Annotated in this window: 15 protein-coding genes; 10 read left to right on the top strand and 5 right to left on the bottom strand. The window is 68.5% G+C overall.

All coding sequences use genetic code 11. The features are described from left to right. Positions 1 to 199 precede the first annotated feature (199 nt). From ACF66B_RS01950 to ACF66B_RS01935, 4 genes are all read left to right on the top strand, one after another. A complete protein-coding gene (locus tag ACF66B_RS01950; protein WP_111428508.1) occupies positions 200 to 958 on the top strand; it encodes a (Fe-S)-binding protein in 759 nt (252 codons plus the stop codon). Beyond that, a complete protein-coding gene (locus tag ACF66B_RS01945) occupies positions 955 to 2,376 on the top strand; it encodes a lactate utilization protein B (RefSeq protein WP_111428509.1) in 1,422 nt (473 codons plus the stop codon). The genes ACF66B_RS01950 and ACF66B_RS01945 overlap by 4 nt, the downstream gene beginning before the upstream one ends. After that, positions 2,373 to 3,029, top strand: a complete 657-nt coding sequence (locus tag ACF66B_RS01940) for an LUD domain-containing protein (RefSeq protein WP_111428510.1) — start codon at positions 2,373 to 2,375, stop codon at positions 3,027 to 3,029. Before ACF66B_RS01945 ends, ACF66B_RS01940 begins: the two co-directional genes overlap by 4 nt. Before the next feature lie 245 nt (positions 3,030 to 3,274). After that, positions 3,275 to 3,757, top strand: coding sequence for a hypothetical protein (locus tag ACF66B_RS01935; protein WP_111428511.1), 483 nt, complete (start codon positions 3,275 to 3,277; stop codon positions 3,755 to 3,757). Positions 3,758 to 3,966: 209 nt separating this feature from the next. Here ACF66B_RS01935 and purB read toward each other — a convergent pair whose 3' ends face one another. Beyond that, entirely contained in the window at positions 3,967 to 5,274 is a 1,308-nt protein-coding gene (gene purB / locus ACF66B_RS01930; protein WP_111428512.1) for an adenylosuccinate lyase, read from the bottom strand. 107 nt (positions 5,275 to 5,381) lie between these two features. Here purB and ACF66B_RS01925 point away from each other — a divergent pair, with 107 nt between their 5' ends. The 3 genes from ACF66B_RS01925 to ACF66B_RS01915 all read left to right on the top strand — a co-directional run bounded on the left by ACF66B_RS01925 (position 5,382) and on the right by ACF66B_RS01915 (position 8,061). Further along, positions 5,382 to 5,801, top strand: a complete 420-nt coding sequence (locus tag ACF66B_RS01925; RefSeq protein ID WP_111428513.1) for a DUF6314 family protein — start codon at positions 5,382 to 5,384, stop codon at positions 5,799 to 5,801. A gap of 253 nt (positions 5,802 to 6,054) precedes the next feature. Then, a complete protein-coding gene (locus ACF66B_RS01920) occupies positions 6,055 to 7,494 on the top strand; it encodes a YfcC family protein (protein WP_392663837.1) in 1,440 nt (479 codons plus the stop codon). A 123-nt stretch (positions 7,495 to 7,617) separates the two neighbouring features. Further along, positions 7,618 to 8,061: an SRPBCC family protein gene (locus ACF66B_RS01915; RefSeq protein WP_111428514.1), complete on the top strand. Its 444-nt coding sequence runs from the start codon at positions 7,618 to 7,620 to the stop codon at positions 8,059 to 8,061. 138 nt (positions 8,062 to 8,199) lie between these two features. Here ACF66B_RS01915 and hpt read toward each other — a convergent pair whose 3' ends face one another. Next, on the bottom strand, positions 8,200 to 8,736 hold the full coding sequence (gene hpt / locus ACF66B_RS01910; RefSeq protein ID WP_111428515.1) for a hypoxanthine phosphoribosyltransferase: 537 nt from the start codon (positions 8,734 to 8,736) through the stop codon (positions 8,200 to 8,202). Positions 8,737 to 8,851: 115 nt separating this feature from the next. Between hpt and ACF66B_RS01905 the strand changes: the two genes are divergently transcribed. After that, on the top strand, positions 8,852 to 9,319 hold the full coding sequence (locus ACF66B_RS01905) for a type II toxin-antitoxin system RatA family toxin (protein ID WP_111428516.1): 468 nt from the start codon (positions 8,852 to 8,854) through the stop codon (positions 9,317 to 9,319). On the opposite strand, the gene ACF66B_RS01900 is transcribed toward ACF66B_RS01905, so the two are convergent. From ACF66B_RS01900 to ACF66B_RS01890, 3 genes are read right to left on the bottom strand one after another with little or no spacing between them, the layout of a single operon-like run. Further along, positions 9,295 to 9,783: a CinA family protein gene (locus ACF66B_RS01900; protein ID WP_111428517.1), complete on the bottom strand. Its 489-nt coding sequence runs from the start codon at positions 9,781 to 9,783 to the stop codon at positions 9,295 to 9,297. The two genes, ACF66B_RS01905 and ACF66B_RS01900, sit on opposite strands and share 25 nt — an antisense overlap. Next, the gene (locus ACF66B_RS01895; RefSeq protein ID WP_111428518.1) at positions 9,783 to 10,274 is read right to left on the bottom strand and encodes a phosphatidylglycerophosphatase A; all 492 of its coding nucleotides are present in this window, start codon (positions 10,272 to 10,274) and stop codon (positions 9,783 to 9,785) included. The genes ACF66B_RS01900 and ACF66B_RS01895 overlap by 1 nt, the downstream gene beginning before the upstream one ends. Beyond that, complete coding sequence (locus ACF66B_RS01890; RefSeq protein ID WP_111428519.1) at positions 10,271 to 11,428, bottom strand: bifunctional 2-C-methyl-D-erythritol 4-phosphate cytidylyltransferase/2-C-methyl-D-erythritol 2,4-cyclodiphosphate synthase; 1,158 nt, start codon at positions 11,426 to 11,428, stop codon at positions 10,271 to 10,273. The genes ACF66B_RS01895 and ACF66B_RS01890 overlap by 4 nt, the downstream gene beginning before the upstream one ends. Positions 11,429 to 11,605: 177 nt before the next feature. Between ACF66B_RS01890 and dusB the strand changes: the two genes are divergently transcribed. Then, positions 11,606 to 12,601: a tRNA dihydrouridine synthase DusB gene (gene dusB, locus ACF66B_RS01885; protein ID WP_111428520.1), complete on the top strand. Its 996-nt coding sequence runs from the start codon at positions 11,606 to 11,608 to the stop codon at positions 12,599 to 12,601. Continuing rightward, a complete protein-coding gene (locus ACF66B_RS01880; RefSeq protein ID WP_392663830.1) occupies positions 12,568 to 13,695 on the top strand; it encodes a nitrogen regulation protein NR(II) in 1,128 nt (375 codons plus the stop codon). The genes dusB and ACF66B_RS01880 overlap by 34 nt, the downstream gene beginning before the upstream one ends.

Raw genomic sequence — 13,695 nt, 5'->3', positions numbered from 1 at the left:
AACAAGGCGGCTCTCCTCCAAGGGTGTAGAGCCGCCGGAGACGGGCCCATATCCGAATTCCGCCCGGAAGGAAAGACCTTTCCCGCCCGCCGCGGCCCGGAGCGCGCGCCCGGGCCCCGAAAGCGCCCCCGAGGCTCCTTGTATCACCTCCGCAAACCTCCTAAAGCCTCGGTGTCTGTCGCTTTTCCGGGAGGGGTCCATGGCCGGGCCGCGCGTTGCGCTCTTCGTCACCTGTCTGGTGGATCTGCTCCGCCCGTCGGTGGGGTTCGCGAGCGTGAAGCTGCTCGCGGAGGCCGGATGCGACGTCGATGTGCCGGAGGCCCAGACCTGCTGCGGCCAGCCGAACTGGAACGCCGGCGACCGGGCCGGGGCGGCCGAGATGGCGCGCCGCGTCATCGAGACCTTCGAGCCCTACGATCATGTCGTGCTGCCCTCGGGCTCCTGTGCCGCAACGATCGTCAAGGACTACCCGGCGATGTTCGCCCCCGAAGACCCCTGGCGGGCGCGGGCCGAGGCGCTCGCCGAGCGCACCCACGAGATCACGAGCTTCCTCGCCGATGTCATGGGCGTCGCCCCCGCGCGCCGCGCGCTCAGGGCGAGCGTCACCTATCACGACAGCTGCTCGGGCCTGCGCAGCCTCGGCATCGCCGAACAGCCGCGCCGCCTGCTCGCCGCCATCGGCGGGCTCGAGCTGCGCGAGATGCAGGACGCGGATGTCTGCTGCGGCTTCGGCGGCACGTTCTGCGTGAAATACCCGGAGGTTTCCGGCGCGATGGCGGCGGACAAGACGGAATGCATCGCCGCGACCGGTGCCGATCTGGTGCTCGCGGGCGATCTCGGCTGCCTGATGAACATGGCCGGCAAGGCCCGGCGCGAGGGGCGTGCCTTCAAGGCCCGCCATGTGGTCGAGGTGCTCGCCGGCACCACCCACGTCCCGCCGATCGGGGACAGCAAATGAGCGCCGGGGCGACCTCCGCCGAGTTCCGGGCCAATTCGCGCGCAGCCCTTGCCGACGCGAACCTCCAGGCAGCCCTTCGGGGCAGCCGCGGCGGCTTCGTGCAGAAGCGCGCGAAGGCCCGTGCCGCGCTGCCCGAATTCGATGCGCTGCGCGACGAGGCGACCGCGCTCAAGAACCACACGCTCGCCCATCTCGACCACTATCTCGAGGCCTTCGAGGCCCAGGTCGTGGCGAGCGGCGGCCAGGTCCACTGGGCCGAGACCGCCGCCGATGCCCGCGCCGCCGTGCTCGAGATCTGCGACCGGGTCGGGGCGCGGACGGTGACCAAGGGCAAGTCGATGATCTCCGAGGAATGCGGGATCAACGAGGCGCTCACCGCGGCCAACATCACCCCCGTCGAGACCGATCTCGGCGAATACATCATCCAGCTCCGCGGCGAGACCCCGTCGCACATCATCGCGCCCGCCGTGCATGTCACCGTGCCCGAGATCGAGACGGCGTTCCGCGCGGCCCATGCCGGGCTCGACCCGGCCCGTGACCTCAGCCGGCCGGAGGCGATGCTGAAGGAGGCGCGCGCCGTGCTGCGCGAGGCCTATTTCGCGGCGGATGTCGGCATCACGGGCGCCAACATGCTGGTGGCCGAGACCGGCCAGACGGTGATCGTCACCAACGAGGGCAACGGCGATCTCACCCAGTCGCTGCCGCGCGTCCATATCGTCATCGCCTCGATCGAGAAGGTGGTGCCGACGCTCGAGGATGCCGCGACCCTGCTGCGCGTGCTCGCCCGCTCCGCCACCGGGCAGGAGATGTCGGTCTACACCACCTTCTCCCGCGGCCCGCGCCGCGCCGAGGATCTCGACGGCCCCGACGAGTTTCACGTCATCCTCCTCGACAACGGCCGCTCGGCGCTGCTCGGCACCGAGTTCGAGGACATGCTCCGCTGCATCCGCTGCGGCGCCTGCATGAACCACTGCCCGGTCTACCAGGCCGTCGGCGGCCATGCCTACGGCTGGGTCTATCCCGGCCCGATCGGCGCGGTGCTCACGCCCGCGCTCACCGGCGTGGAGCAGGGCGGCGCGCTCGCCAATGCCTCGACCTTCTGCGGCCGCTGCGAGGCGGTCTGCCCGGTGCGGATCCCGCTGCCGCGGATGATGCGGAGCTGGCGCGAGAAGGAATTCGAGAAGCGGCTGACCCCGCGCGGCATGCGCCGCGGCCTCGGCCTCTGGCTCTGGCTCTCCCGGCGGCCGAAGGCCTGGCGCTTCGCCACCCGTACCGCCGCGCGCGTGCTCCACCGCATGGGCCGGGGCTCCGGCGCGCTGAAGCGGCTGCCCTTCGGCGCCGACTGGACCGCGACGCGGGATTTCCCCGCGCCCGAGGGCCGGACCTTCATGGAACAGTGGAAGGCGATGAAGCGATGAGCGGGCGCGAGACGATCCTCGCCCGGGTGCGGGCGGCAGCACGGCAGCGCACCGAGGACGATGCGGAGCGCGAGGACAGGGTGGCCGGCCGGATCATCCGCCACGAGCCCGGCCTCGTGCCGCGCCAGGGCGCCAGCAGTGGCCACGGCCGCCTCACCCAGTTCCTCAACAAGCTCGACCAGGCCTCCGCCAGCGTCGGCCGCATCTCCTCGCTCGCCGAATTGCCCCGCGTCATCGCCCGCGAGCTCCGCAAGCGCGGGCTGCCGGCCGAGGTGCGCATGGGCGCCGAGCCGATGTTCCGCAGCCTCGACTGGTCGGTGCTCAAGGCATCGATCGGGCCGGGCCGCCCGGTCGAACCGGTAACGCTCAGCCGCGCCGAGTTCGGCATGGCCGAAACCGGCACGCTCGTGCTCTGCTCGGGGCTGGACAACCCGGTGACGCTCACCTTCCTCGGCGAGACGCATTTCGTCGTCCTGCGCCGCAGCGACATCATGGCGGGCTTCGAGGACATGTGGGCAGCCTTCCGGGCCCGCGGCCTCGATCCGCGCACCGTCAACATGGTGACGGGCCCCTCACGCTCGGCCGACATCGGCCAGCAGCTCCAGCTCGGCGCGCACGGGCCGATGGCGCTTCACGTCTTCCTGATCGACTGACGACGACGGCCCGGCCGAGTCGTCCGCAAGGGCAGGGCGCAGGGCCCGCGCCCGGCGCAATCCGTGCCGACTCCCACGATCCGGGGCAGATTTGCTCGCCTCAGGCGGGAAAGAGCCGTCTTTTGGGTGTATATCCGCCGGTTCGAAAATTTTTCTGCTGCAGTGCAGCAAAAACCTGTTGAAATACGATCATTATGCCTCATGTAGGAGACAGACGGAACGAAGCAACGAACAGGAGACCCATCATGGCTACCGAAAATCCGCTCAACGCCTTCTTCGCCAAGCTGCCCGAAGGCTTCCCGATCGACAAGGACGCGACCGCTGGCGCCTGGAAATCCTGGGCCAAGCTCAACGAGCGCCTCGCCGATCTCGCGATCGACACCATGAGCCGCACCAACGAGATCACCGCCAACAGCACGCAGGAAAGCCTTTCGCGCCTGCGCGATCTGGCGAAGGTCCAGGAAGAGCCGGCTGAATACAGCAACGTCCTCACGAACTACGTGCAGGGCCAGTTCACCCTGACCCGTGACACCGCCGAAGCGCTCGGCAAGGTGTTCGGCGACGCCCGCGACCAGGCCACCGAGCTGTTCTCGCAGGCTGGTGAGAAGGCCGAGGAAACCGCCGAAGCCAACACCAAGGCGGCTGCACGCAAGACCACCGCAAAGGCCAAGCAGGCTACTGCGAAGGCGGAATCCGCCGCAGAAGAAGCCGTCGAGGCTTCTGCCTGATCTCTGATCGGGCGCCTCGCCGCACGAGTGTTGTGTAACGAGTATTCGAGTTCAGGGGACGGCGGCCCGGTCAGCGCATCCTGCGCGTCCGGGCCCCCCCGCCAGAAGGCCCGCGGCCGGTTCGTCCGGCGGCGGGCCTTGCGTTTTCCGGGGTGCGTGTCAGCGCGCCACGCCACCCTCCGGAGGCGCGTGGCGCGGAACGCCGCGCCTCAGCCTTCGCCGAAGACCCGCGCGAAGATCCGGTCGACGTTCTTGGTGTGATAGCCGAGATCGAAACAGGCCTCGATCTCCGCCTCGCTCATCACCGCGCGCACCTCCGCATCCGCCTTGAGCTCGCTCAGGAAATCCGCGCCCTGTTCCCAGACCTTCATCGCATTGCGCTGCACCAGCGCATAGGAATCCTCGCGGCTCACACCCTTCTGGGTGAGCGCCAGCAACACGCGCTGCGAGTGGATGAGCCCGCGGAACTTGTTCATGTTCCGCTCCATGTTCTCCGGATAGACCACGAGCTTGTCGATCACCCCGGTGAGGCGGGCGAGCGCGAAATCGAGCGTGATCGTCGCATCCGGCCCGATGCCGCGCTCGACGGAGCTGTGCGAGATGTCGCGCTCGTGCCAGAGGGCGACGTTCTCCATCGCCGGCACCACCGCCATGCGCACGAGCCGCGCGAGCCCGGTGAGGTTCTCGGTCAGCACCGGATTGCGCTTGTGCGGCATCGCCGAGGAGCCCTTCTGGCCCTTCGAGAAGAACTCCTCCGCCTCGAGCACTTCCGTACGCTGCATGTGGCGGATCTCGATCGCCACGTTCTCGATCGAGGAGGCGATGACGCCCAACGTTGCGAAGAACATCGCATGCCGGTCGCGCGGGATCACCTGGGTCGAGATCGGCTCGGGCCGGAGCCCCATCTGCGCGCAGACATGCTCCTCGACCGCCGGGTCGATATTGGCAAACGTCCCGACCGCGCCCGAGATCGCCCCCGTCGCCACCTCGAACCGCGCCTTCTCCAGCCGGTTCCGGTTGCGCTCCATCTCGGCATAGAAGCGGGCGAAGGTCAGCCCCATCGTCGTCGGCTCGGCATGAATGCCGTGGCTGCGGCCGATGCGGACGGTCTCCTTGTGCTCGTAGGCCCGCCGCTTCAGCGCCGCGAGCAGCGCGTCCATGTCGGTCAGCAGGATGTCGGCCGCGCGCACGAGCTGCACGTTGAGCGTGGTGTCGAGCACGTCCGAGGAGGTCATGCCCTGATGGACGAAGCGCGCCTCGGTCGAGCCGATGTGCTCGGCCAGATGGGTGAGGAAGGCGATCACGTCATGCTTGGTCACCGCCTCGATCTCGTCGATCCGCGCCACGTCGAACTCGACGTCCTTCGCCTTCCAGACCGCCTCGGCCGAGGCCTTGGGGATCACGCCGAGGTTGGCCTGCGCGTCGCAGGCATGGGCCTCGATCTCGTACCAGATCCGGAACTTGGTCTCGGGCGACCAGATCTTGACCATGTCTGGGCGGGAATAGCGCGGGATCATGCGGTGAGCCTTTCGCGGAAGAACGTCGTTTCGAATGGGCCGCTCGTGTTGAGGCGGTGCGCGGGTCTGATAGACTGCGCGTCCGGGCGGCACAAGCGAGGGGAGCGATGGAACTCGCGGCATTCGAGGGAGACTGGCGGATCAGCCGCCGCATCGAGGACCGCCGCAACGGTCTCTCGGGCCGCTTCGAGGGCAGGGCCTGCTTCACGCCCGAGGCGGGCGGCGGGCTCCGCTACGAGGAAACCGGCACCCTCCGGCTCGGCGCGGGCCCTCCGATGGCCGCCGCGCGCCGCTACCTCTGGCGCGAAACCCTCGGCATGATCGAGGTCTGGTTCGACGACGGCCGCTTCTTCCACGCCTTCGACCCGGCCCGCCCCGATCCCGCCGCCCATCACGACTGCCCGCCCGACAGCTACGACGTGCGCTACGATTTCGCCGCCGCCCCCCGCGCCTGGGCCAGCCGCTGGCAGGTCGCCGGCCCCCGCAAGGCCCATCTCATCGAGAGCCACTACACGCGAAGCGAGTGAAGATCGGCATTTCCCCCTGCCAACGCTTTGCGCAGCGCCCGAAATCCTGCCCGTCAGGCAGGCATTCCGCCGCAGGAAATGAAACTCCGGCGCGAAAATCGCCATTTTCCCTTTGCAATCGCCACCCGGCCGCGATGCTGAGAGACGTGTCACCGCAGGGTGCCGCCCGCGCGCCGGTCGTGCCGGTGACAGCCGTCCCATGCCAGACCGCTCCCGACCGGAACCCCTGCTTTCAGGACAAGAAGGAGATTTCATGAGCACGGAGAACGCGAATGTCCTCCAAGGCGAAGCGCCCGGCCGGCGCTTCGTGATGCCCGACATCTATGTCATTCTTTTCGTCTTCACCGGCATCGCCGCGCTGCTGACCCATGTGGTCCCGGCGGGCCTCTTCGACAGGGTCGAGCTGCCCAACGGTCGCGTCGCAATCAACCCCGACTCGTTCCGCTTCATCGAGAGCACCCCGGTCGGCATCGTCGATTTCATGACCGCCATCCCCATGGGCCTCGCCGATGCGAGCCTCGTCGTCTTCTTCACCTTCATCATCGGCGGCATGTTCATGGTGATCCACAAGACCGGGGTGATCGAGGTCGCGGTGGACAAGCTCACCCGCCGCTTCGCCGAGCGCAGCATCCTCATCATCCCCGTGCTCATGGTCACCTTCTCCGTCATCGCGACCCTCATCGGCACCCAGGAGCTGGCGCTCGTCTACGTCCCGGTGATCCTGCCGCTGATGATCGCGCTCGGCTTCGACTCGGTGACCGCCGCCGCGGTGGCGCTGCTCGCCACCACCGCGGGCTTCACCTCGGGCGTGCTCAATCCGATCAACACCGGCCTCGGCCAGACCATCGCCCAGATCCCGGTGTTTTCCGGCATCGGCCTGCGCGCGCTCCTCTTCATCTGCCTGACCGGGGCCGCGGTGCTCTACGTGGTGCGCTACGCCGCCCGCGTGCGCGCCACGCCCGATGCAAGCCTCGTCGCCGACACGCCCGCCGAAGCGGAGAAGCGCAAGCTCTACCGCCACGCGGCGGACGAAGGCGCGCTCGCCTTCACCGCCCGGCAGAAGCTCGCCGGGCTCACCATCCTCGGCTTCTTCGTCATCCTGGTCTGGGGCGTGCTCGACCAGAAATGGTTCATGATGGAAATGTCCGGGCTCTTCATCGTCATGGGCATCACCGTCGGCCTCGTCGCGGGCCTCACCACGCAGCAGATCTGCAACGGCTTCAACGAAGGCTTCCGCGACGTGCTCGTCGGCGCGATGATCGTCGGCGTCGCGCGCGCCGTCGCGGTGATGCTGGAGCAGGGGCAGGTGATGGACACCCTCGTCCACGGCCTCGGCGAGCTCGTCGGCGGCTTTCCCCCGCATGTCTCCGCGGTGGGCATGTTCATCGCCCAGCTCGGCTTCAACTTCGTGATCCCCTCGGGCAGCGGCCAGGCGCTGGTGACCATGCCGATCATGGCGCCGCTCTCCGATCTGATCGGCGTCACGCGCCAGAGCGCGGTGCTCGCCTATCAGCTCGGCGACGGGCTCAGCAACATCTTCTACCCGACCTCCGGCTACTTCATGGCAACCCTCGCGCTCGCAGGCGTCACCTGGGACAGATGGGTGCGGTTCTTCCTGCCGCTCTTCATCCTCTGGTGCTCGATCGCCCTCGGCTTCCTGATCTACGCGCAGGCGACCCAGTGGACGGGCTGACCGCCCCCTTCCGGCCCGCGCCCTGACCGGGGGCGGGCCACAGGCCGCGGCGGCGGTATTCAACCGGGCCCGATTGCTCTATCCTCGCGGCACCGCTCCCGAGCTGCCCCGTGGACACCCGCCATGCCGAGCACCATCCGCCTGCACCGCGTCTTCGCCGCCAAGCCCGACAAGCTCTATCGCGCCTTTCTCGAGCCCGATGCCATCGCGAGCTGGCTGCCGCCCTTCGGCTTCACCTGCACCGTGCACGCGCTCGACGCCCGCGAGGGCGGCACGCACCGCATGTCCTTCCGCAACTTCACCACCGGCCGCAGCCATGCCTTCGGCGGCACCTACCACCGGCTCGTTCCGGACCAGGAGATCGCCTACAGCGAGAGCTTCGAGGATCCCGGCCTGCCGGGGGAGATGACGATCACGGTCCGCTTCCGGCCCGTCGCGATCGGCACCGAAATGACCCTGGAGCAGCAGGGCGTCCCCGACGTGATCCCGCCCGAGGCCTGCTACTACGGCTGGCAGGAATCCCTCCGCAAGCTCGCAAAGCTCGTCGAACCCCACATCCCCGAATAGCGGGGCGCGGGGCGCGCGCGAAATCCCCGCCATTCATGATTTGTTAACGACAAAATCCAACGAATTCAAAGGCGTTTTCGGATTTTCACGGTGAAACGCCGCGTTTCACCGCCCGCAAGGCCCCGGCCTTGCACCCCCTCAGAGGAAGCGCACGGCGCCGATATGGGGCAGGTTGCGGTTCATCTGGGCATAGTCGATGCCGTAGCCGACGACGAACTTGTCGGGGATCTCGAAGCCCGTCCAGGTCGCCTTGATGTCCACCTCCCGCCGCGAGGGCTTGTCGAGCAGCGCGCAGACCTCGAGCCGCGCCGGCCGCCGGGTCCTGAGGATCGCGAGCACATGGCTGAGGGTGAAGCCGGTATCGACGATATCCTCGACGACCAGCACGTCGCGCCCCTCGATCTCGCCGCGCAGGTCCTTCAGGATCCGCACCTCCCGGCTCGATTCCGTGGCGTTGCCATAGGAGGAGGCCTCGAGAAAATCGACCTCCACCGGCAGGCCGATCTCGCGCACCAGGTCGGCGATGAAGATGAACGAGCCGCGCAGCAGCCCCACGACCACGAGCTTGTCGGTGCCGCGATAGAAGTCGGTGATCTCGCGTGCGAGTTCCTCGACCCTGGCCGCGATCTGCTTTGCCGAAATCATCTCGTCGATCACGTAGCGCCGTTCGCTCATGCGTTTTTCCCTCGCTGTCCCGGGCCCCCGCCCGGGATTTTGCCTTGTGCTTGCGGGGAAGCTATGGTCTTACCCGCCTCCAACCACTTTCCCTTCCGGTCCCGATCAGTCAACCATGCCGACGCATACCGAGAAACGGAGAATGCCCTACAGCGCCGACGAGATGTATGCGCTGATTGCCGATGTGGGGCGCTATCCGGAATTCCTGCCCTGGTGTGCCGCCGCCCGTGTCCGCACGCGGCGGCCGTTTCCCGATGGCTCGGGCGAGGTGATGGACGCCGATCTGGTGATCTCCTTCAAGCTCTTCCGCGAGCGCTTCGGCTCCCGCGTGACGCTCCGGCCCGAGGCCCGCACGATCGATGTCGAATATCTCGACGGGCCGTTCAAGTATCTCAACAACCACTGGAGCTTCATCCCGAGGGGCGAGAAGAGCTGCGAGGTCGATTTCTTCGTCGATTTCGAATTCCGCTCGGCATTGCTCCAGAAGGTGATCGGCGTCGTCTTCAACGAGGCGATGCAGCGGATCGTGCGCGCCTTCGAGCGCCGGGCCGAGGACCTCTACGGCGCCCGCCCGAGCGCCTGAAGCGCGAGTTCGAGCGCGGTCTCGACCGTCGCGGCCCGCACCTCTGCCCGCCCCAGCGGCCCGAATTCCCGCTTCTCCGCCCGGACCTCGCCCTTGAGGGCGATCCCGAACCAGACGAGCCCCTCGGGCTTTTCCTCCGACCCGCCGGGCCCCGCGACGCCCGTGGTCGCGATGGCAAGATCGGCCCCGGAGCGCGCAAGCGCGCCGGCCGCCATCGCGCGGGCAACCTCTTCGGAGACCGCACCATGCGCGGCCAGAAGCTCGGGCGAGACACCGAGAAGCGCTGTCTTCGAGGGGTAGGAATAGGTCACGAAGCCACGGTCGAAGACATCCGAGGAGCCCGGAATATCGGTGAGCGCCGCGCTCACCAGCCCGCCGGTGCAGCTCTCCGCCGTCGCGATATGGAGGCCGCGGGTCCGGGCCGCCTCGAGCAACGCCGCGGCTTTCTGGCTGCTGCCGCTCATCACATCAGCATCCCATGGGCCACCGCCGCGGCCACCGCCACGACGACCGCGGCCATCAGCCCCGCCAGGACATCGTCGAGCATCACCCCCATCGGCCCGTGCTTGCGATCGGCCCAGGAGACCGGCCAGGGCTTCCAGATGTCGAAGAGCCGGAACATCACGAACGCGCCGACCCAGCCCGGATAGGGAAAGACATGGCCCGCAACGCCCGCGTGCCAGAGGCCGGCCGAAAGCGGGAAGAGGGCGATCCACTGGCCGACCACCTCGTCGATGACGATCTCGGAGGGATCGGGATTGCCGCCGCCCGCCGTCTCGCGCGCCGTCGCCCAGTAGCCGCCGAGAAAGGCAAGCACGGTGGCCAGCAGCAGGAGCGGAAAGCCCCCCGCCCAGTGCAGCAGCCAGCCGACGGGCAGGGCTGCGAGCGAGCCCCAGGTGCCCGGCGCGCCCGGCAGCAGGCCCGCCCCGAAGAAGGTCGCGATGAGCCGGCTCATGATTTCACCAGCGTCGCGGTGGCGATCGCCGCGATCCCTTCGCCCCGGCCGGTGAAGCCGAGCCGCTCCGAGGTCGTGGCCTTCACGCTCACCCGGTCCGCCCCGATCCCGGCGATGCCGGCCAGAGCCGCGCGCATCGCCTCGGCATGCGGCCCGATCTTCGGCCGCTCGCAGACAAGCGTCACGTCGCAATGGGTGATCGCAAAGCCGCGCTCGGCGGCGCGCTCGACGGCCTTCCGGAGGAAGATCTCGGAGGCGGCCCCCTTCCACTGCGCATCGGAGGGCGGGAACCACTGGCCGATATCGCCCTCGGCGAGCGCGCCGAAGATCGCGTCGGTGAGGGCATGCATGCCCACATCGGCATCGGAATGGCCGACAAGGCCGTGGTCATGGGGGATCTCGACGCCGCAGAGCGTGACGGCGCTCCCCGGGCCGAGCTGATGCACGTCGAAGCCGTTGCCTGTGCGGATGTCGATCATGGTCTCCAGTCGCCGTTCTGCCCGCGCCAGATCGGCGGGGGTGGTGATCTTGTAGTTCTCCTCGGCGCCGGGGACCACCCTGACCTCGTGCCCGGCGGCAACCGCCACCGCGACGTCATCGGCGGCATCGCCCGCCCCGGCGCGATGGGCGGCGAGGATCGCCCCGAACCGGAACCCCTGCGGCGTCTGGGCGCGCCAGAGCCCGTCGCGGGACTGCGAGGCAACCACATGGTCCCCTTCGGCCCGCCAGAGCGCATCGACGACCGGAAGGGCCGGAAAGGCGCCGGGCACCTCGGCGAGCGCCGCCACCACGTCGGAAATCACCGACTGCGGCACGAAGGGGCGGGCGGCATCGTGGATGAGGACCGTCTCGGGGGCGGTCGCCTCCGCCGCCAGCGCCTCGAGCCCGGCCAGGACGGAGCCTGCCCGCGCAGGCGCGCCCGCGACGGGGGGCGAGAGCCGGCTGTCCGAAATGCCCGCAACCGCTGCCTCGTAAAGCGGCAGATCGTCGGGATGGATGACGACGAGCACACGCGACACCGCCGGGTGCTCCAGGAAGGCGCATATGCTGCGCTGCAGTATTGAATGTTCGCCGAGAGGCAGGTATTGCTTTGGCTGAGCTGCGCCAAGCCTTTGGCCCCGCCCGGCAGCGACAATCAGTGCGGCGCACGCCATTCGCATTTTCCCCCGTTTCTTGTGCGGCGCTTATAAGCCGCGGGACCGGGGCCGACAATGTCTCCCGCGAGACGGCGTAACCGGAGAAATGCCCAAGGAACGGCATGTGCGCTGATTGTTGCCACTTGCCGCGCCATGAGGTATGCAGAGGCTTGTCGATGCATACGGAATAAGCAGATGATTGTCGAGATTGGGGGCATTAATCTAGCCTCGCCTGTTTTTCTGGCACCTATGGCCGGCATCACGGATGTTCCGTTCCGGAACGCCGTGCTGCGCCATGGCGCAGGCCTCGTCGTCTCTGAAATGATCGCGAGCCGCGAGATGCTGTCGGCCCGGCCCTCGACCCGGGCGCGCGCCGAGCTGGGGCTCGGGGATGCGCAGACCGCCGTGCAGATCGCGGGAAACGACCCGGAGCTGATGGCGGAGACCGCCCGGCTCTGCGCGGGCGAGGGCGCCCGCATCATCGACATCAATTTCGGCTGCCCGGCCAAGAAGGTGACCTCCGGCCTGTCGGGTTCGGCGCTGATGCGCGACCCGGATGTGGCGCTTCGCATCGTCGAGGCGGTCGTCGCCGCGGTGGACGTGCCCGTCACCGTCAAGATGCGCCTCGGCTGGGACGAGGATTGCCTCACCGCGCCCGAGATCGCCCGGCGGGCCGAGGCGGCCGGCGTCCGCATGATCTGCGTGCATGGCCGCACCCGCTGCCAGTTCTACAAGGGCCGCGCCGACTGGAACGCGATCGCCGCCGTCCGCGCGGCCGTCCGCATCCCGCTCATCGCCAATGGCGACATCGTCTCGGCCGGCACCGCGGCCGAGGCGCTCGCGCGCTCCGGCGCCGACGGCGTGATGATCGGACGCGGGGCCCGCGGCCGGCCCTGGCTCATCGCGGGGATCGAAGCCGCCCTCGCGGGCCGCCCCGTCCCGGCGGAGCCCGGCCCCGCGGCGCGCAGCGCGCTCGTCATCGAGCATTACGAGGCGATGCTCTCCTTCTACGGCGTCGATCTCGGGGTCCGCGTCGCGCGGAAACACCTCGGCTGGTATCTCGAGCGGCTCGACGGCGCGGAGGCGCTCCGCGACCGGGTCATCCGCCTTACCGATCCCTCCGCGGTGATCCGCGCCCTTCAATCGGAAATGTCATCGTGCAATTCGTCAAGCCCCAGGGCCGCCGCCTGATGGAAATCGGTTTCGAAGCGCTCTGGAGCGCGATTCCCTATCCCGGCCTCATCATCCGCAAGGACGACACGATCGCCGCCGCCAACCCGGCGGCGGAGGACTTCGGCGCCACCTCGGTCCGGCAGATGCGGGGCAAGCCGTTCAAGAAGTTCCTCGGGCCCAACAGCGTTGTGATGGACGTGATCCACCAGGCGCGGAAGAGCGATGTCTCGGTGACGCAATACAACGTCATGGTGAGCTGGGTCGGCATGCCGCCCTCGCTCCAGAACCTCCACGCCTCGCCGATGCACGAGGCGGATGGCGAGATCCTGCTGCTGATGCACCCCCGCGGCATGGCCGAGAAGATGGATCGCAGCCTCAGCCACCGCTCGGCGGCCCGCTCGGTCTCCGGCATGGCGGCCATGCTCGCCCACGAGATCCGCAATCCGCTCGCCGGCATCTCCGGCGCCGCCCAGCTGCTCGAGATGGGGCTCACGGCCGAGGATCGCGAGCTCACCGGCCTCATCCAGGCCGAGGCGGCGCGGATCGGCGCGCTGGTCGACCGGGTGGAGCAGTTCGGAGATCTCCGGCCTGCGCTGCGCCGGCCGATCAACATCCACGACGTGCTCGACCGGGCGCGGCGCTCGGCGCAGGCGGGGTTTGCGGCCCACGCGCGCTTTTCCGAGGAATTCGACCCCTCGCTGCCGCCGGCTTCCGGCGATCCGGACCAGCTCCTGCAGGTGTTCCAGAACCTTCTGAAGAATGCCGCGGAGGCAATCCCGCGGGTGGGGGGCACGATCGCGATCGGCACCGCCTACCGGCCGGGCGTGAAGCTCTCGCGGCCCGGCGGCAAGAGCGAGAGCCTGCCGCTTCTGGTCACGATCACCGACAACGGCCCGGGCATTCCGGAAAATCTCGTGCGCGACATCTTCGATCCCTTCGTCAGCTCGAAGGAAAACGGCACCGGGCTCGGCCTCTCGCTGGTCTCGAAGATCATTTCTGACCATGGCGGTGTCGTCGAATGCGACAGCCGCCCGGGGCGGACCCGGTTTCTCGTCCGGCTGCCGGTCTGGATCGAGAAGAAGAAGACCAAGGAAACGGATGGAGGGCGCTAG

The sequence above is a fragment of the Amaricoccus sp. B4 genome (genome assembly GCF_043226085.1).
Taxonomy (GTDB): Bacteria; Pseudomonadota; Alphaproteobacteria; order Rhodobacterales; family Rhodobacteraceae; genus Amaricoccus.
Note: the sequence above shows the minus strand (reverse complement) of the source record. Positions and strands in the feature narration are given on the sequence as shown.

Excerpts from the sequence above, each read along its gene's own strand:
- ACF66B_RS01950 (WP_111428508.1), top strand. The coding sequence starts at position 200 with ATGGCCGGGCCGCGCGTTGCGCTCTTCGTCACCTGTCTGGTGGATCTG.
- ACF66B_RS01945 (WP_111428509.1), top strand. The coding sequence starts at position 955 with ATGAGCGCCGGGGCGACCTCCGCCGAGTTCCGGGCCAATTCGCGCGCA.
- ACF66B_RS01940 (WP_111428510.1), top strand. The coding sequence starts at position 2,373 with ATGAGCGGGCGCGAGACGATCCTCGCCCGGGTGCGGGCGGCAGCACGG.
- ACF66B_RS01935 (WP_111428511.1), top strand. The coding sequence starts at position 3,275 with ATGGCTACCGAAAATCCGCTCAACGCCTTCTTCGCCAAGCTGCCCGAA.
- purB (WP_111428512.1), bottom strand. The coding sequence starts at position 5,274 with ATGATCCCGCGCTATTCCCGCCCAGACATGGTCAAGATCTGGTCGCCC.
- ACF66B_RS01925 (WP_111428513.1), top strand. The coding sequence starts at position 5,382 with ATGGAACTCGCGGCATTCGAGGGAGACTGGCGGATCAGCCGCCGCATC.
- ACF66B_RS01920 (WP_392663837.1), top strand. The coding sequence starts at position 6,055 with ATGAGCACGGAGAACGCGAATGTCCTCCAAGGCGAAGCGCCCGGCCGG.
- ACF66B_RS01915 (WP_111428514.1), top strand. The coding sequence starts at position 7,618 with ATGCCGAGCACCATCCGCCTGCACCGCGTCTTCGCCGCCAAGCCCGAC.
- hpt (WP_111428515.1), bottom strand. The coding sequence starts at position 8,736 with ATGAGCGAACGGCGCTACGTGATCGACGAGATGATTTCGGCAAAGCAG.
- ACF66B_RS01905 (WP_111428516.1), top strand. The coding sequence starts at position 8,852 with ATGCCGACGCATACCGAGAAACGGAGAATGCCCTACAGCGCCGACGAG.
- ACF66B_RS01900 (WP_111428517.1), bottom strand. The coding sequence starts at position 9,783 with ATGAGCGGCAGCAGCCAGAAAGCCGCGGCGTTGCTCGAGGCGGCCCGG.
- ACF66B_RS01895 (WP_111428518.1), bottom strand. The coding sequence starts at position 10,274 with ATGAGCCGGCTCATCGCGACCTTCTTCGGGGCGGGCCTGCTGCCGGGC.
- ACF66B_RS01890 (WP_111428519.1), bottom strand. The coding sequence starts at position 11,428 with ATGGCGTGCGCCGCACTGATTGTCGCTGCCGGGCGGGGCCAAAGGCTT.
- dusB (WP_111428520.1), top strand. The coding sequence starts at position 11,606 with ATGATTGTCGAGATTGGGGGCATTAATCTAGCCTCGCCTGTTTTTCTG.